This window comes from Sphingobium sp. CFD-1 (genome assembly GCF_024611115.1).
In the GTDB taxonomy this organism is placed as follows: Bacteria; Pseudomonadota; Alphaproteobacteria; order Sphingomonadales; family Sphingomonadaceae; genus Sphingobium; species Sphingobium baderi_A.
On the sequence record NZ_CP084398.1, the window covers coordinates 3,369,211 to 3,386,531 of the forward strand.

Annotated in this window: 16 protein-coding genes; 8 read left to right on the forward strand and 8 right to left on the reverse strand. The window is 66.3% G+C overall.

All coding sequences use genetic code 11. The annotated features are described in order from the left end of the window. Window positions 1–54: 54 nt before the first annotated feature. On the forward strand, window positions 55–1,146 hold the full coding sequence (gene pheS / locus LDB26_RS16950) for a phenylalanine--tRNA ligase subunit alpha (RefSeq protein WP_062068322.1): 1,092 nt from the start codon (window positions 55–57) through the stop codon (window positions 1,144–1,146). Beyond that, window positions 1,143–3,533: a phenylalanine--tRNA ligase subunit beta gene (gene pheT, locus LDB26_RS16955; protein ID WP_257539292.1), complete on the forward strand. Its 2,391-nt coding sequence runs from the start codon at window positions 1,143–1,145 to the stop codon at window positions 3,531–3,533. Before pheS ends, pheT begins: the two co-directional genes overlap by 4 nt. 403 nt (window positions 3,534–3,936) lie before the next feature. On the opposite strand, the gene LDB26_RS16960 is transcribed toward pheT, so the two are convergent. Further along, window positions 3,937–4,467: a hypothetical protein gene (locus LDB26_RS16960; protein ID WP_082635286.1), complete on the reverse strand. Its 531-nt coding sequence runs from the start codon at window positions 4,465–4,467 to the stop codon at window positions 3,937–3,939. A 126-nt stretch (window positions 4,468–4,593) separates the two neighbouring features. On the opposite strand from LDB26_RS16960, the gene LDB26_RS16965 reads away from it, so the two are divergent. Both LDB26_RS16965 and LDB26_RS16970 read left to right on the forward strand, forming a co-directional pair. Continuing rightward, complete coding sequence (locus LDB26_RS16965) at window positions 4,594–5,475, forward strand: aldose 1-epimerase family protein (protein ID WP_257539293.1); 882 nt, start codon at window positions 4,594–4,596, stop codon at window positions 5,473–5,475. A gap of 45 nt (window positions 5,476–5,520) precedes the next feature. Next, a complete protein-coding gene (locus LDB26_RS16970; protein WP_257539294.1) occupies window positions 5,521–7,101 on the forward strand; it encodes a peptide chain release factor 3 in 1,581 nt (526 codons plus the stop codon). Between the two features lie 12 nt (window positions 7,102–7,113). Here the strand turns inward: LDB26_RS16970 and metW are convergent, their stop codons facing one another. Both metW and LDB26_RS16980 read right to left on the reverse strand, forming a co-directional pair. Next, window positions 7,114–7,707: a methionine biosynthesis protein MetW gene (metW, locus tag LDB26_RS16975; protein WP_257539295.1), complete on the reverse strand. Its 594-nt coding sequence runs from the start codon at window positions 7,705–7,707 to the stop codon at window positions 7,114–7,116. After that, on the reverse strand, window positions 7,704–8,840 hold the full coding sequence (locus LDB26_RS16980) for a homoserine O-acetyltransferase (protein WP_257539296.1): 1,137 nt from the start codon (window positions 8,838–8,840) through the stop codon (window positions 7,704–7,706). The genes metW and LDB26_RS16980 overlap by 4 nt, the downstream gene beginning before the upstream one ends. 88 nt (window positions 8,841–8,928) lie before the next feature. Between LDB26_RS16980 and LDB26_RS16985 the strand changes: the two genes are divergently transcribed. The 3 genes from LDB26_RS16985 (at window position 8,929) to LDB26_RS16995 (ending at window position 12,014) form a co-directional block, all read left to right on the forward strand. Then, a complete protein-coding gene (locus LDB26_RS16985) occupies window positions 8,929–9,879 on the forward strand; it encodes a 2-hydroxyacid dehydrogenase (protein WP_257539297.1) in 951 nt (316 codons plus the stop codon). Between the two features lie 130 nt (window positions 9,880–10,009). After that, window positions 10,010–11,107 (forward strand): histidinol-phosphate transaminase, encoded by a 1,098-nt coding sequence (locus LDB26_RS16990; RefSeq protein WP_062061925.1) that lies wholly within the window; start codon window positions 10,010–10,012, stop codon window positions 11,105–11,107. A gap of 1 nt (window position 11,108) precedes the next feature. Then, window positions 11,109–12,014, forward strand: a complete 906-nt coding sequence (locus LDB26_RS16995) for a prephenate/arogenate dehydrogenase family protein (RefSeq protein ID WP_257539298.1) — start codon at window positions 11,109–11,111, stop codon at window positions 12,012–12,014. On the opposite strand, the gene LDB26_RS17000 is transcribed toward LDB26_RS16995, so the two are convergent. The 4 genes from LDB26_RS17000 to ftsE are packed head-to-tail and all read right to left on the reverse strand — an operon-like array spanning window position 12,011 to window position 14,868. Continuing rightward, window positions 12,011–12,715, reverse strand: coding sequence for a 1-acyl-sn-glycerol-3-phosphate acyltransferase (locus LDB26_RS17000; RefSeq protein WP_257539299.1), 705 nt, complete (start codon window positions 12,713–12,715; stop codon window positions 12,011–12,013). The two genes, LDB26_RS16995 and LDB26_RS17000, sit on opposite strands and share 4 nt — an antisense overlap. 10 nt (window positions 12,716–12,725) lie before the next feature. Then, window positions 12,726–13,256 carry a YdcF family protein gene (locus LDB26_RS17005; protein WP_062061933.1) on the reverse strand — a complete coding sequence of 177 codons (531 nt, stop codon included), beginning with the start codon at window positions 13,254–13,256 and terminating at the stop codon, window positions 12,726–12,728. After that, entirely contained in the window at window positions 13,253–14,158 is a 906-nt protein-coding gene (locus tag LDB26_RS17010) for an ABC transporter permease (RefSeq protein WP_257539300.1), read from the reverse strand. The genes LDB26_RS17005 and LDB26_RS17010 overlap by 4 nt, the downstream gene beginning before the upstream one ends. Next, window positions 14,155–14,868 (reverse strand): cell division ATP-binding protein FtsE, encoded by a 714-nt coding sequence (ftsE, locus tag LDB26_RS17015; protein WP_062061939.1) that lies wholly within the window; start codon window positions 14,866–14,868, stop codon window positions 14,155–14,157. The genes LDB26_RS17010 and ftsE overlap by 4 nt, the downstream gene beginning before the upstream one ends. 169 nt (window positions 14,869–15,037) lie before the next feature. On the opposite strand from ftsE, the gene LDB26_RS17020 reads away from it, so the two are divergent. Further along, window positions 15,038–15,910 carry an MJ0042-type zinc finger domain-containing protein gene (locus LDB26_RS17020; RefSeq protein WP_257539301.1) on the forward strand — a complete coding sequence of 291 codons (873 nt, stop codon included), beginning with the start codon at window positions 15,038–15,040 and terminating at the stop codon, window positions 15,908–15,910. 25 nt (window positions 15,911–15,935) lie between these two features. On the opposite strand, the gene LDB26_RS17025 is transcribed toward LDB26_RS17020, so the two are convergent. After that, window positions 15,936–17,198 (reverse strand): multidrug effflux MFS transporter, encoded by a 1,263-nt coding sequence (locus LDB26_RS17025; protein ID WP_062068331.1) that lies wholly within the window; start codon window positions 17,196–17,198, stop codon window positions 15,936–15,938. Window positions 17,199–17,321: the final 123 nt, after the last annotated feature.

A 17,321-nucleotide genomic window follows, 5' to 3' on the forward strand; every position in this document is an offset into this window, starting at 1 on the left:
CGCGCGCCCCGCTAAGGCGCGGGCACGTTCAGCCACATGGGCTATGGGAAGATCATGACCGAAATCAGCGCACTCAAAGCGGGCCTGCTGGCCGATATCGACAATGCCGACACGCTGGAAGCCGTCGAGGCGCTGCGTGTCGGCGCCATGGGCAAGAATGGCGTGGTGACAGGCCTGCTCAAGACGCTGGGTTCCATGTCGCCGGAGGAACGGCTGGAAAAAGGCCCCCCGATCCAGGATCTGCGCGAATCCGTGACCGCCGCCTTGGCCGAGAAGAAAGCGGCGCTGGAGCAGGCGGCGCTCGACGCGCGGCTGGCGTCGGAGCGGATCGACATGACCCTGCCCGCCGACATCGGGCCGCAGGGGTCGGTGCATCCCGTATCGCAGGTGATGGACGAACTGGCGGAGATTTTCGCGGACCTCGGCTTTTCCGTCGCGACCGGGCCGGAGATCGAGGACGACTGGCATAATTTCACCGCGCTCAACATTCCCGAGACGCATCCGGCGCGGGCGATGCACGACACTTTCTATTTCCCTGATGCGCCCGACGGGACGAAGATGCTGCTTCGCACCCACACATCCCCGGTGCAGATCCGCACGATGACGGCCACGCCGCCGCCGATCCGCATCATCGCGCCGGGCCGCGTCTATCGATCCGACAGCGACGCGACGCACACGCCGATGTTCCACCAGATCGAAGGGCTGGTGATCGACAAGGGCATCACGCTGGGCCACCTCAAATGGACGCTGGAGACGTTCCTCAAGGCATTCTTCGAGCGCGAGGATATCGTGCTGCGCCTGCGCCCCAGCTATTTCCCCTTCACCGAACCGTCGGTGGAGGTCGATGTCGGCTATACGCTGGCCAACGGCCAACGGGTGATCGGCGGCGACGGCGATGCGCCGGACGGCGGCTGGCTGGAAGTGCTGGGCAGCGGCATGGTCAACCGCCGCGTCATCGAAGCCTGCGGACTTGACCCCGATGAATGGCAGGGCTTCGCCTTCGGCACCGGCGTCGACCGGCTGGCGATGCTCAAATATGGGATGAACGACTTGCGCGCTTTCTTCGACGGCGATCTGCGCTGGCTGCGGCATTATGGATTTTCCGCGCTGGATGTTCCCACGCTCAGCGGAGGAGTCGGCGCATGAAGTTCACCCTTTCCTGGCTCAAGACGCATCTGGATACCGATGCGGACCTGTCCGCCATACTCAAGACGCTGAACGACATCGGCCTTGAGGTCGAAGATGTGGAAAACCCGGCGGAAAAGCTTGGCGCGTTCCGCATCGCGAAGGTGCTGACCGCAGAGCGCCATCCGCAGGCCGACAAGTTGCAGGTGCTGACCGTCGATCAGGGCGACGGGCACCCCTTGCAGGTGGTCTGCGGCGCGCCCAATGCGCGGGCCGGGCTGGTCGGCGTGTTCGGCGTCGAAGGCGCGGTGGTGCCGGTCAATGGCATGGTGCTGAAAAAGACCGCCATTCGCGGGATCGAATCGAACGGCATGATGTGCTCCTTCCGCGAGCTGGAACTGGGCGAGGATCATGACGGCATCATCGAACTGGCCGAGGACGCGCCGGTGGGGCAGGTCTATGCCACATGGGCGGGGCTTGATGACCCCGTGATCGACGTGAGCATCACGCCCAACCGGCAGGACTGCATGGGCGTGCGCGGGATTGCGCGCGATCTGGCGGCCGCGGGGCTGGGGACGATGAAGCCGCTCGCCATTCCGGTGATCGAGGGTTCAGGGCCGGCGCCGGACGTGCGGACGGACGATGTCGAGGGCTGTCCCGCCTTCTTCGCGCGGACCGTTCGGGGCGTAGCCAACGGCCGGTCGCCCGAATGGATGGCGCGGCGGCTGAAAGCGGTGGGGCAAAAGCCCATCAGCACGCTGGTCGACATCACCAACTATGTGATGATTGATCTGGGACGACCGCTGCACGTCTACGACATGGCGACGCTGAAAGGCGGACTTGTCGCGCGCAAGGGCAAGGCGGGCGAGGAAGTGCTGGCGCTGAATGGCAAGACCTACGCCGTGGACGAGACGATGACGGTCATCGCCGACGATGCGGCGGTGCATGACATTGGCGGCATCATGGGGGGCGAACATTCGGGCGCCACCGACGCCACGACCGATGTGCTGATCGAATGCGCTTGGTTCACGCCGGAGCGGATCGCCGTCACCGGGCAGAAACTGGCGCTGACCTCAGACGCGCGCGGGCGGTTCGAGCGCGGGGTGGACCCGGCTTTCCTGGACGACGGCCTGTCGATCGCGACCGATCTGGTGGTGAAGCTGTGCGGCGGGACGCCCAGCGAACCGACTCGCGCTGGGACGCCGCCGCTGACGCCCCGCACGATCTCTTACGACCCGGCGCAATGCCTTGCGCTGGCGGGCGTCGATGTCGCCGCGGACGAGCAGCAGCGCATATTGGAAAGTCTTGGCTTCGGCGTGGCCGGAGAGGCGGGCGCGTGGACGATCACCGTGCCGACATGGCGGCGCGACGTGGACGGCTGGCCCGACATCGTCGAGGAAGTCGTGCGGATCGTAGGGCTGGACAAGGTGCCCTCCACGCCCCTGCCCCGCGCGCCGGGCGTGGCGCGGCCGACTGCGACCGCCGAACAGATGGTCGAGCGCCGCGTGCGCCGCACCGCCGCCGCACGGGGGCTGGCCGAAGCGATCAACTGGTCGTTCCTCTCCGAAAAGGAAGCCGCATCCGTGGGCGGCGGCGACTGGACGCTGGCCAACCCCATTTCCGAAGAGCTGAAGGTCATGCGGCCCTCTCTGCTGCCCGGCCTGCTGTCGGCCACGCGGCGCAACATGGATCGCGGCGCGGCCTCCGTGCGGCTGTTCGAGCTGGGGCGGCGCTATTTCACCGGCCAGAAGGATGGAAGCTGGGAACGCGCCACCGTCGGCTTCGTGCTGGCGGGCGAAAAGACGCCCCGCGGCTGGCAGACGGGCAAGGCGCAGCCGTTCGGCGCGCATGACGCAAAGGCCGAAGTGACCGCCCTGCTCGCCGCCGCCGGCGCGCCGGTCGCGAACCTGCAAAGCTTCGGCGAAGCGTCGGGCGCCTATCATCCCGGCCAGTCGGGCACGTTGCGGCTTGGCCCCAAGACAGTGCTGGCAGAATATGGCGTGCTGCACCCCAGCCTCGCCAGGCTGTTCGGGCTGACCGGCACAGTCGTCGCGGGCGAGATCTTTCTCGACGCGATCCCGGCGAAGCGCAGGACGGGCTTCATGCGCGCCCCCTATGCGCCGCCCGCGCTGCAGGCGGTGAAGCGCGACTTCGCCTTCCTCGTCCCGCAGGCGCTGGAAGCCGACGCGCTGGTCCGCGCCGTGCGGGGCGCGGACAAGAAGGCCATTGTCGAGGCGCGGCTGTTCGATATGTTCGTCGGGCCGGGCGTGGAGGAAGGACACAAGTCGCTCGCCGTCGAAGTGACGTTGCAGCCGGGCGAAAAGAGCTTCTCTCAGGAAGAGCTGGACGCGATCAGCAGCGCAGTGGTGAAAGCGGCGGAGAAGCTGGGCGGGACGTTGCGGGGATAGGGATGCATGCGCCTGTGACCCGGAGCATAGGCGGTTATGGTGCCTGCATCGCTGCGCTGGATGGCGGTTTGGGTGGGTTGGGGACGTCGACTTCCTTCGGATCGAGCGTTCGCTCCCATCCCAACAAGACGGCCTCCGCCCATCCCCTTTGCTGAAAGGGCGCTCTGAGTGGCGGTGATGGTGGATTGCGGACTGTCCGCCATTCCCATCTCCGTTCGCCCTGAGCGAAGTCGAAGGGCGTAAGGGAGGCCCAGCGGAAGGCCCTTCGACGCCCTGCGGCGTCGCTCAGGACAGGCTTCGACAGGCTCAGCCCGAACGGATATGGGTGGTTGGCAAATAGCCGATAACAGCCATCGCAAGGCCGCAAGCCACACAGCCGCCAAGATGCAAGGAGGAACGCCGCCTATTTGCGGTCCTTCTCCTCCTTGGGCGGGGGTGGGGGCACGGTTGCCGTGATCTTGCATCCCTTCTCCACCGCCATGCCGCGCAGATAGCCGCGCCGCGCTATGCCCGCCGCCACCGCTGCTTCCAGCCGCCGTTCAGCGGGGGCCGCGCCACTGACTTCGCGGACCAGCCCGCGGAAGGGGATCAGCGTGTTGACGATGGTCCTACCCACCGCTTCGGCGATCTTCCCGGTGCGGTTTTCATTTTCCTGCCGGTCGGCGACGAAATCCGCCCCCAGCGCGCCATTCAGTTCGGTCATGTCCGCATTGAGCGCCTTGCAGGTGCGCGAAGCCGGGGGCGCATAGGGATATTCGACCGCCCTTTGCAGCACTTCGGGAATCTTGTCCTTGTCCAGACCAATGTCGCGCACTGGTTGGGTAGCGATCTGACCGGCCTTGTTCAGCGTGTCGTCCTTCTTTTCCGGCTTTTCCTGCGCGAAGGCAGGGACGGCCAGCGCAAGAAAAAGCGTAGCCGTTCCAATCATCTTCATCATGCATATCTCCCTGCCAAAAGAACAAAAGGACCGTCGAATAGGTTCCGTTTCGAAATGCTGCATCGCACCGGCAGACACGGGGACGTCCACCGGCTATGCAACCGGGCATAGCAGGAGAAGCCCATGACGGAACAGTTGGTTGGCATCGGTTCGGACAGGCTGTGCGCCGCCATCCACCCCCTGGGCGCGGAACTATGGTCGCTGACGGACGCGGAGGGGCGCGCGCTGATGACGGACGCCGATCCACGCTGGTGGACGGGCCACGCGCCGCTGCTCTTTCCCTTTGTCGGGCGATCGCGGGGCGATGCCTGCCGGCTGGACGGGCACGAATATCCCATGCCGCAGCACGGCTTTGCGCGGCACAGGGATTTTGCGCTGGTGGAACGGACGGAGGATGGCGCAACCTTCCGGCTGGAATCGGACGCGCAGACGCGGGCGGCCTATCCGTTCGATTTCCGGCTCGACATGGGATTTGCGGTGGAGGGCGCATCGCTCCGCATGACGGCGACGGTCAGGAACCGGGGCGGGGCGGACATGCCCTTTTCCTTCGGCTATCATCCGGCCTTCGCCTGGCCCCTGCCCTATGGCGGCGGCGTCGAGGACCATCGCATCGTCTTCGAGAAAGCCGAACCCGCGCCAATCCGCAAGGTGGGGCATGAACCCGGCCTGATCGGGCGGGACGGCGTCGCCTCGCCGGTGAAGGGCGACACGCTCGCGCCGACCCATGCGATGTTCGAAGGGGACGCGCTGATCTGGGACCGGCTGGAAAGCCGCAGCCTGATCTGGGGCGTGCCGGGACGCAGGCGGTTGAAGATCGACTTTCCCGACACGCCATGGCTGGGCCTGTGGCAAAAGCCGGGCGCGCATTATCTGTGCGTCGAACCGTGGGCGGGGATGGCCGATCCGGTCGGTTTTACCGGCGATGTGTGGGACAAGCCGGGGATCATGCGCCTTGCCCCCGGCGCATCGCGGCAGTTCCGGATGAACGTGGCGCTGGTGGATTGAGAGCGCGTCTGGCGCGGGCGGCAATTTTCGCTATAGGGGCAGCCCATGACGACACCTTCCCGCCGCACCTTCGCGATCATTTCCCACCCCGACGCCGGCAAGACCACGCTGACGGAAAAGCTGCTGCTGGAAGGCGGGGCGATCCATCTGGCCGGCGAGGTCAAGGCGCGCGGCGCGAACCGGCGCGCCCGGTCCGACTGGATGAAGATCGAACAGCAGCGCGGCATTTCCGTGACGTCTTCGGTCATGACGTTCGAACGGCCGGACAGGGACGGGAACATCGTCACCTTCAACCTGCTCGACACGCCGGGGCACGAGGATTTCTCCGAGGATACCTATCGCACGCTGACGGCGGTGGATTCGGCGGTGATGGTGATCGACGCCGCCAAGGGGATCGAGCCGCAGACCCGCAAGCTGTTCGAGGTGTGCCGCCTGCGTAACGTGCCCATCATCACCTTCATCAACAAGGTCGACCGGGAAGGACGCGACCCCTTCGCCCTGCTGGACGAGGTCGCGGACGCGCTGGCGCTGGACGTGTGCCCGATGAGCTGGCCAGTCGGCATGGGCGGCACGTTCGAGGGCATATACGACTTTGCGAAGAACCGCCTGCGCCAGCCCAGCGGGCCGAGCAAGGAGTTCGAGGGCAAGGAGGTCTTTGTCGAGGGCCTGCGCGACGATGCCCTTACGGAGCATCTGTCTGCGGAGGGACTGGAAAAGCTGCGTGAGGAGGCCGAATTGGCCGTGGGCGGCTATGCCGATTTCGATCTGGCGGCCTATCGCCATGGCGATTTGACCCCCGTTTATTTCGGATCGGCGCTCAAGCTGTTCGGCGTCAACGAACTGATCGACGCGCTCAGCCAGCACGCGCCGCCGCCCCGCGCCCAGCCCGCCGAGCCCGCGCCGGTGGAGCCGGAGGACAGCGAAGTGACCGGATTCATCTTCAAGGTGCAGGCCAATATGGACCCGCAGCATCGCGACCGCATCGCCTTCATGCGGTTGTGCTCCGGCAAGTTCCGGCGGGGCATGAAGCTGACGCCTTCGGGCAGCGGCAAGCCGATCGCGGTCCATTCGCCGATCCTCTTCTTCGCGCAGGACCGGGAAATCGCGGACGAGGCTTTTCCGGGCGACATCATCGGCATTCCCAATCACGGGACGCTGCGGGTGGGGGATACGCTGTCGGAGAAGGCAGGCGTGCGCTTCACCGGCCTGCCCAATTTCGCGCCGGAAATATTGCGGCGCGTGGCGCTCAAGGACCCGACCAAGACCAAGCAGCTTCGCAAGGCGCTGGACGACCTTTCCGAAGAAGGCGTGATCCAGGTTTTCTATCCTGAAATCGGCAGCGCGTGGAGCGTGGGCGTGGTGGGGCAGCTCCAGCTCGACGTGCTGATCTCGCGGCTGGAGGCGGAATATAAGGTCGCCGCCATGCTGGAACCTTCGCCCTTCGACACGGCGCGCTGGATTTCGGGGAGCGACGCCGCGATCAGGGAACTGGTGTCGTTCAACGGCGCGAACATGGCCCGGGACCGCGACGGCAACCTCGTCTTCATGGCGAAGAGCGCGTGGGACGTCAGCTATCAGCAGGAACGCCACCCCGACGTGAAGTTCAGCGCGACCCGGGAGCGCTGACCCTCCACGAGGCTATTTCCGCAGCAGAAACACCGCATGTTCGGCGAACAGGTTCGCGTTCGCATGAGTGGTTTCCTTGTCGCCTTTCAGGAACCACTGGCCATCGATGGTCCAGCCCCGTTCCTTCACCAGCGCGCGGAAATCGTCGACCGTCACATGGTGGATGTTGAGCGTGTCATACCATGTGTCGGGCAATAGCCGCGTCACCGGCATCCGCCCGCCCCACATCAGCGACAGCCGCCCGCGCCAATGCGCGAAATTGGGGAAGGAGACGAACGCCTGCTTGCCGATCCGCAGCAATTCCTCGACCACGCGGTCGGGCCGGCGGGTCGTTTGCAGGGTCTGGCTCAGGATCGCATAGTCGAAGCTCTGGTCGGGATAATAGGCCAGGTCGATGTCCGCGTCGCCCTGCACCACCGACAGGCCGCGCCCCACGGCCGAGGCGACATTGCCGCCGTCGATCTCCAGTCCCCGCGCGTCCACCTGCTTGGCGTCGCGCAGCGCCGCCATCAGCGCGCCCTCGCCGCAGCCCACGTCCAGCACGCGCGCGCCCACCGTCACCGTGCGGGCGATCAGGGCCAGATCGGGCCGCAGAGGCGCGCTCACGCCCGGCCGCCTTTCAGGAAACCGTCCACCACCCGGTTGAGTTCGGGACATTCGAGCAGGAAGGCGTCATGGCCGAAGGGACTGGACAGCTCCACGAAACTCGCCTGCGCGCCCGAGGCATGGAGCGCATGGACGATCACGCGCGATTCCGCCGTGGGATAAAGCCAGTCCGTATCGAAGCTGACGAGGCAGAAGCGCGCCTTACTGGCGGTGAAGGCGCGGGCCAGCGATCCGCCATGATCCTCCGCAATGTCATAATAATCCATGGCGCGGGTGATGTAGAGATAGCTGTTCGCGTCGAACCGCTCGACAAAGCTCAATCCCTGATGGCGCAGATAGCTTTCCACCTGGAAATCGGCGTCGAAACCGAAGGTCTTGGCATTCCGCCCTTGCAGACGGCGGCCGAATTTCTCGGTGAGGCCCGCTTCGGACAGATAGGTGATGTGCGCGGCCATGCGGGCGACGGCCAGGCCCGCGCTGGGCACCACGCCGTCCGCGTAATAATCGCCGCCGCGCCAGTGGGGATCGGCCATGATCGCCTGCCGCCCGACTTCGTGGAAGGCGATGTTCTGGGCGCTGTGACGCGCGGTGGATGCGATCACGATGCAGCTTTCCACCCGGTCGGGGAACAGCGTCGGCCAGGTGATCGCCTGCATCCCGCCCATCGACCCGCCGATCACGGCCGCCAGCCGCTCCACGCCCAGATGGTCGAGCAACATCGCCTGCGCCCGCACCATGTCGGCGATGGTGATGACCGGGAATCGCATGGCATAAGGTTCGCCCGCCGCCGGGTCGATGCTGGCCGGGCCGCTGGAGCCGAGGCAGGAGCCGATGACGTTCGCGCAGACGATGAAATGCCGCGCCGGATCAACGGGCTTTCCTTCCCCCACCATGCGCCACCACCAGCCCGGTTTACCGGTCAGGGGATGGTCGGAAGCGACATATTGATCGCCCGTCAGCGCATGGCAGATCAGGATCACGTTGGAGCGGTCCGCGTTCATCGCGCCATAGGTTTCATAGGCGATGTCCACCGGACCCAGCATCGCCCCGCTGTCCAGCCGCAAGGGACCGGTCAGGCGCACCTGCCGGCGAAGGCCGAAACGGCTGTCTTCATGCGAGGGAATGGTCGCCATGATCCTGGCGCTAAGCCGCGGGTCCGGCGCTGTCAAATGCAAAGCGGCATGGCTGGATACCGCCTGCAAGTGCCGCTAGGGAAGGGCCATGACCGATCATCGCGCCATTCCCGTCATCGCCTATGGTTCGCTTTCCGACTATCTGATGGCGGGCCTGAAAAGCCGCTTTCATGTGCTGGAAGTGGCCGCCGATGCCGATCCGGCGGCGCTCGGCCCTGCGGTAAAGGACGCCCGCGCGCTGGTGAGCTTCGGCGCGGTGGGCGCGGGCGCGGCGATCATGGACGCGCTGCCCCGGCTGGAAATGATCGGGCTGTTTTCGGTGGGCTATGACAAGGTGGACGTGGACCATGCCCGCGCCAAGGGCATCCGCGTCAGCAACACGCCAGACGTGCTGACCGACGATGTGGCGGACCTGGCCGTCGGCCTGCTGTTCGCCACGGCGCGGAACATCGCGGCCTATGACCGCATGGTGCGATCGGGGGCATGGGCGCGGGGCAAAGGCGTGCCGCTCTCCGCCCGCGTGACCGGACGGCGGATCGGCATATTGGGGCTGGGCCGCATCGGCCGCGCCATCGCCGCGCGGCTGGAGCCGGTGGCGGGCGAAATCCTCTACCACAACCGCCGCCCGCAGGCGGACACCCATTATCGCTATGTCGCCGACCGGATCGACTTCGCACGGCAGAGCGACGTCATCATGGTCGCGACCTCCGGCGGGGCGGAGACGAGCAGGCTGGTCGACGCGGAAATACTGGAGGCGCTTGGCCCCAAAGGCGTCATCGTCAATATCAGCCGAGGCAGCGTGATCGACGAGGACGCGCTGGTCGCGGCGCTGACGGACCGGCGCATCGCGGGCGCGGGACTGGACGTGTTCGCCAACGAACCGCATGTGCCAACGGCGCTATTCGACATGGATCAGGTCGTGCTGCAACCTCATCAGGGCAGTGCCACGGTCGAAACGCGGCAGGCCATGGCCGATCTGGTGCTCGCCAATCTCGACGCCTGGGCTTCGGGGCGGCCCTTGGTAACGCCTGTCGCCTGACGCTTAGCTTGCAAGGGGTGCGGGTTTGGGTGGGAAGCGGCCTGTCTGCCCTCCCCCAAGGGAAAAGGAGGCGAATTTCCGCACTGGCAGATGCTTCCATCCGGCTCGAAATCGCTCTAAAGCCCCGGCCATGACACACCCTGCTCCCAAGGAATGGATTCTCGGCATTTCCGCTTATGTGCCGGGCAAGGCCATGTCCGATGACGGCCGCCCGCTCATCAAGCTGTCCGCCAATGAAAATCCGCTGGGGACAAGCGCAGCCGCGCATTCGGCGCTGGTTGCCGCTTCGGCGGATCTCGCCACCTATCCCGATCCCGCCGCGACGAAGCTGCGCGAGGCGATCGCGCGGGTGCATGGGCTGGACCCGGCGCGGGTCGTCTACGGCACCGGATCGGACGAGCTGCTGCATCTCGCCGCCAGCGGCTATGCCGGGCCGGGCGATGAGGTGCTCTATGTCCGATACGGCTTTGCGGTCTACGACATTGCGGCGCGGCGCGTGGGCGCGACGCCGGTGGTGGCGCCGGACGCCGACTATGCAACCGATGTGGATGCGCTGCTCGCCCATGTGACGGAGCGGACGAAGGTCGTTTTCCTCGCCAACCCCAATAATCCGACCGGCACCATGACCCCGCGCGCGGAAATCGCGCGCCTGCACGCCGGGCTGCGCCCCGACATATTGCTGGTGCTGGATCAGGCCTATGCCGAATATCTGGATGCGGATGAGGATGATGGCGGGCTGGAGCTGGCGAAAACCGCTCCCAATGTGCTCGTCACCCGGACTTTTTCCAAGATCCATGGCCTTGCCGCCGAGCGTATCGGCTGGGGCTATGCCAGCGCGGACGTAGTGGACATCCTCCACCGCATCCGGGGGCCGTTCAACGTCACCACCGCCGGACAGGCGGCGGCGGCGGCAGCCGTGCAGGATATGGCCTGGGTCGAAGCCAGCCGGGCGCACAACAGCCGCTGGCGCGCATGGCTGGCGGGCGAAGTCGCCGCCCTGTCCAACCACGGCCTGCGCGCCGTGCCGAGCAAGGCGAACTTCCTGCTCATCCTGTTCGACGGCAGGCTGAGCGCGCAGGCCGCGATGCAGGGGCTGATGGACGAAGGGTTCGCGACCCGCTGGCTCGCCGGGCAGGATCTGGCCAACGGTCTTCGCATCACCATCGGCACCGAAGAACAGGTCCGGGCGGTCGCCGCGAAGCTGCGCGCCATGGCGGAAGCGGCCTGATATGCTGCCTTTTTCGCGCGTCACCGTCATCGGCCTTGGCCTGATCGGTTCATCGCTCGCGCGGGCGATCCGGCAATATATGCCGACCGTTCGCGTGACGGGGCATGACGCCGATCCGCAGGTGCGGGAAATCGCGCGCGCCATCGACCTGTGCGACGACATCACCGACACAGCGGGCGCGGCGGTGACGGACGCGGATCTGGTGGTGCTGTGCGTGCCAGTCCGGGCGATGGGCGCGGCGGCGGCGGACTTTGCCGACGACCTGCCCGCCGACGCTATCGTCAGCGACGTGGGATCGTGCAAGGCCGATGTGCTGGCGCAGCTCAGCGCCGCGCTGCCGGGGCGCACGATCATTCCCGCGCATCCGGTCGCGGGGACGGAGAATAGCGGGCCGGAAGCGGGCTTCGCCACGCTGTTCCAGGGCCGCTGGTGCATCGTCACGCCGCCCGCCGACGCCGACCCGGCGGCGGTCGAGCGTGTTTCTGAGCTATGGCGGCGGATCGGCGCGGATGTGGAAACGATGGAACCGGCGCATCACGATCTGGTGCTGGCGGTGACGAGCCATCTGCCGCACCTGATCGCTTACACCATCGTGGGCACGGCCAGCGATCTGGAGAATGTGACCCAGTCCGAAGTCATCAAATATTCAGCGGGCGGCTTTCGCGATTTCACCCGCATCGCGGCGTCCGATCCAACCATGTGGCGCGACGTGTTCCTCGCCAACAAGGATGCGGTGCTGGAAATGCTGCAACGCTTTTCGGAGGATTTGTCGGCGTTGCAGCGGGCGATCCGCTGGGACGATGGGGATGCGCTGTTCAACCTCTTCACCCGCACTCGCGCGATCCGCCGGTCGATCATCGAACAGGGGCAGGACGATCCCAAGCCCGATTTCGGGCGCGAGCACTAGGATCGATCAGGCAATCGGTTGAGCGCATTGATCGCGGCGTGGACCCGCGCTTCGGCGTCCTTGCGGTCGAGGCCGGGGGGCACGATTTCCCCCACCTTGTAAGTGATCGTTCCCGCGTGCTTTAGAAAATGCCCGCGCGGCGACACGCGCCCGCTGTCCACCGCGATCGGCACCACCGGCAGGCGCAGCAACGCGTAAAGCCCGGCAAAACCGGCGCGCAGGGGCGGCGCTTCGCCATGAGGGACGCGCGTGCCTTCGGGGAAGAGACAGATCGGGCGCCCCTGCGTGTTCGCCTTCCTCGCAGCGGCGAGCAGGGCGCGCAGGGCGCTCGCTCCCGCGCTGCGCTCCACCGGCAGCAGGCCATAATCCCGCGCCAGCCCACCCCATAGCGGTATGTCGAGCAGTTCGCGTTTCGCCGCGATGGCGGGTCGGTGAAATAGGCACAGCAGATCGATGGTCTCGAACATGGATTCATGCTTGATGATGTAGAGATATTGCCCGTGTGGCAATTCCCCCTCCACCCGCACCTTCTGCCCCAGCAGCCAGCGCGCGCAGCGGCGATGGAACCGGCCCCATCCTGTCGCGATAGGTTGAACCGCGCCCGGCGCCACCCAGTGCGCGGCCATCGCCGACAGCACGAACAGCAGCGATCCGCCATAAAAGACGATGAGGAAAGCAAGGGAACGCAGGGCGGTTATCATAGCGGGACCGTCAGATGCCGATCAGCGCCGCCGCGCGCCGCAGCAGATATTTATTATACTCCCGCGCCAGCATGGTGAGGCTGGGGCGGCTCGGCACCGCGTCATAGACAATGGTCACGCGCCCCGGCAACGCTTGCCGCAGTTCAAGCGCAGAACGGCGCATGTGCCAGTCCGTCGTGATGAGCCGCACGGTGCGATAGTCGCGCCGTTCCAGCCAGCGCGCCGTTTCGATGGCGTTGGAGCGGGTATCAATGGCTTCGCGGCCCAAGGTGATGCAGCAGGTGAAGAGCTTTTCAGGCACCTTATATTCCGCCGCCAGTTCCACCGGGCGGACGGAACGGTCCACGCCGGAAATCAGCATCCGCTTGGCCGCGCCCTCCTGCAACAGCACAAGGCCCCGGTCAATCCGCCCCGCTCCACCAGTCAGCACGACGATGGCGTCGGTCGGCCTGCCATCCAGCGGTTGCGGCAGGAAAATCGCGAACCAGGCGAAACCCAGCATCCAGGCCAGGATTGACACAGCGATGAGCCGCACGATCATAGCGCCCGCCCCAGCGCCCGCAGCACCGTCCAGCGCGCCGCCAGCATGGCCAGCAATATGCCGCCCACCGGCAGGGTCAGCAGCATGACCCAACTGCTCCACGGCAGATGCACGGCCCCCAGCAATTCCGATCCCGTCGCGATCAGCCGCGCGCCCAGCAGCAGGATGACACAGGCCGCGACGGCGAATCCCAGCGAGCTGCCCAGCATGGCGTCGAGCGCGATGCGGCGCTGGAACAGGCGGGCGATCTGCACGTCGGTCGCGCCCATCAGGTGCAGCACTTCGATAGTGCCGCGATGGCTGTCATGCGCGCCCCGCGCCGCGAGCACGACCACCGCGCCGGTCGCCAGCGCCATCAGCAGCACGATCCCGGCCGCGAGCCACCCCAGCGCGGACAACAGCCCCGCAAGCGGCAACAGGAATGCGGCATGCGGCTCCACTCGTATCTTGGGCGAGAGGCCCGACAACAGGCGGCGCAGGCGGTTCACCTTCGCATCCGCCTGCCCCGCCGTCAGCGTGACGTCGATCAATGCGGGAATGGGCAGGTCGCCGCTTGTGGCATCCTCGCCCAGCCAGGGGCGCAATTGATCCGACAGCGTGGCCGGTTCGACGGCTTCCACGCGCGCCACACCGTCGGCGCCGCGCAATGCTTGCGCCACGCGCGCGCTCAGCCGGTCCCGCGCCTCCGCACCGGCTTCCACGATCTGCACCGTCGCCCGCCCGGCAAGGTCGGCGCTCATCGACCGGACAGCCGCGCCCAGCCCCAGCCCGGCGGCGGCGGCGAGCACGGTCAGGAACATCATGATCGCGATGATCCACGGCATCGGTCCGGCCACCCGGCCTTCGGGCAGCAGCCGATGGCGCGCGGCGGCAGCGGCGCGGCGGTCCCTCGTTCCGCTCATCCGCCATTGCCCTGCGACAGGGGTGGATAGCGCAGCGCGCCGGTGGGATCGGCCAGCCGCCCCTTGTCCAGCCGCATCATCTGGGCGCCCGCCACCTGCCCTATCAACGGCAGGTCATGGGTTGCGACGACGATGGTGGTGCCCAGGCGATTGAGCGCCTCGAACAGGGTCATGAGGCGGCTCGCCATGTCGGCGTCGACGTTTCCGGTCGGCTCGTCCGCCACCAATATTTCCGGCCGGGCGATGACGGCGCGGGCGATGGCGACGCGCTGCTGCTCCCCGCCCGAAAGGGTCGCGGGGCGCGCCTGTCCCCGGTCGCCCAGCCCCACCCAGTTCAGCATTTCGGAGACCGGCGCGTCGACCTCCGCCTCCTCCATGCCTGCGACGCGCAGGGGCAGGGCGATATTGTCATAGGCCGACAGATGCGGGACCAGCCGGAAATCCTGAAAGACCACGCCGATGCGGCGGCGGAAGCCGGGCAACCGCTTGCGGGGGAGCGTCACCACATCCTCCCCGAACAGGCGGATGACGCCGCGGCTGGGCCGCTGGGCCAGATAAAGAAGCTTGAGCAGCGACGTCTTGCCCGCGCCCGATGCGCCGGTCAGGAAATAGAAACCGCCGCCATGCAGCGAGAAGCTGACGTCGGACAACGTCTCGCTATCCAGCCCGTAACGCAGGCCGACATTTTCGAACTGGACGATGGCCGACATGATCGTAAAACCGGCGCTGACGCGCTCCCTTCTGCCCCTGATACGCAGCCATGGCACAGCGGGCGGGCTGCCGTAAAGCCCGCGCCGCGCAAGTCCGCGAGTCGCGTTCGTGCGCGCCCGCCGATTTTGACCGCTTGCGCGCGAGTCCAAGCCATGGCTATGAAGCGTAATGATCCTGGTGTGCCCCCAATGCGCGACGCGTTATATCGTGCCGGACAGCGCCGTCGGCCCGAACGGCCGCCAGGTTCGCTGCGCGGCCTGCAAGCATAGCTGGTTCCAGGAAGGCCCCGCCCTCCCGCCGCGTGAGGAAGCGCCTATCATCCCCGCGCCCGCGCCGCGCGAGGAGCCGGTCGCGGCACCGCCGCCTCCACCACCTCCTCCCCCGCCCGCCGCGGCTCCGTCACCGCCAGAGCCGGACATCGTCGAGGAACCGGCGCCGCCCGCTCCCGCCGCAGTCGCGCAGGCCGAGTCCGAAGACACAGACCCGCAAACCGATGCGCCCCCTTCCGCGCCCGCCTTTGCCGCGCCGGGAAGCCGTTTCGACAATATCTATGAAGGCGCGCCGGCAGCCGAAGCCGCCGACCAGAGCCAGTTCGAATCCGTCCCGCCTTTCAAGCCGCGCCGCAATCCGCTCAAGCTGGCGACCTATGCCGCCATCGCCTTCTGCCTGATCGTCGCCGCGGCAGGTGGCGCGCTCTATTATCTTGGCGCGCCAAGCTGGGCTGTCAGCCTGGGCCTGGCCCCCGATGAAGGCGATCCCGACCTGCTCTTCTACCTCTCCAAGCCCGCCGAGCGGCGCAAGCTGCCCACGGGCGAGGAATATTTCGCCTTTGGCGCGCGCATCGTGAACAGCGGCAAGCAGGCGCTGCCGGTGCCGCCAGTGCTGGTGCAACTGCGCGACCGTCAGAACCGCCTCGTCTTCAGCTGGACGACCAAGGCGGACAAGACCCGCCTCAGGCCCGGCGAGGAAGCGTCGATCAACGAAAGCCGGATCGACATTCCCAAAAATGCGGAAAACCTGTCACTGACGTTCGTTCAGTAACGCTTGGCGTTCAGTAAAGGCGGGATCAGAATTCCACCTCGCGCAGGGCAGCATTGTTGGGGCGGGTAAACATCCTCCCCCGCTCCGCCCAGACGATGATCACCAGCGCCACGCACCCGAAGCAGACCATCCCCAGCGCCAGCGGCAGCACCGTGCCGTCAAAGGCATGACCGACCAGACTGCCCAGCGAAGCCGACACCGCCGTCGTCAGAAAGGACTGGAAGGAGGACGCGATGCCCGCCCCCCGCGAAAATGGCTCCATCGAAATCGAACTGAAATTGGAAGCGGTGAAGGCGACGGTGAGCATCGTCAGCGATTGCAGCACCAGAAAGGAGCCCAGGCTTTCCCAGCCCGCCTGGATGACGCCCACATGCGTGCCGCCGATCAGAATGAACGCGATCAGCGCGCCCTGGCTGAGCCGCCGCGCCCCGAAACGCGACACCAGCTGACTGTTGATCAGGCTGCCGACCCCCATGCTGCCCGCCATCACGGCAAAGGCGATCGGAAAGATGGCGCGTGCATCGAATATGTCGAACATGATCTGCTGCACCGACAGGATGAACCCGATAAGGCCGCTCATGGCCACGCCGCTCGCCAGCATATAGCCGATCGAACTGCGATGGGTGATGACCCCGCCGACACGGCGAACAATGCCGCTGACGCTGATGCTGATCCGGTTTTCGGGCCTGAGCGTTTCGGGCAACCGCAACAGCATCCACAGCAGCATCATCGTCGCCAGCAGCGCCAGCGTCCAGAATATCCACCGCCATGGCGCAAACCACAGGATCACCTGTCCCATGCTGGGCGCCATGACCGGGACCAGAATGAAGACGGCGAAGATCAGGGACATGACCCGCGCCATGGCATCGCCGCGAAATCGATCGCGGATGATGCCGATGGTGATGACCCGGCTCGCCCCGGCAAAGAAGCCCGCGCAGGTCCGCGCGACCAACATCATGGCAAAGCTGTGCGCGCCCGCGCAGGCGATCGAAGACAGGATGAACAGCACCATGGCGCTGCCCAGCACCCGTTTGCGCCCATAGCGGTCCGACAGGATGCCGAACAGCAGCGACCCTATGCCGAGCCCCATGAAATACATGCTGATAATAAGCTGACGGTCATTGGGGCGCGGAATGCCAAGATCCCGCCCAATATCGGGCAAGGCCGGGAGCATCGGGTCGATCGACAAGGCATTCATGGCCATCAGGCCGGCACACAGCAGCACGAACTCGCGGAAATGCATGTCCCTGGGGGGCACGGCCGCGGTTTCGGAAGGGGTCTTGGTCATGGGGTGGCTATGCGGACAATCGATGCACCGCGCCACCATTATCTGCCCCCTGCGGATGTCGCGTTAACCGTGAAACCGTCCGGCAGGACTGGGCGATAAAAGTGAAAGCTCCAAAAGGCGTTA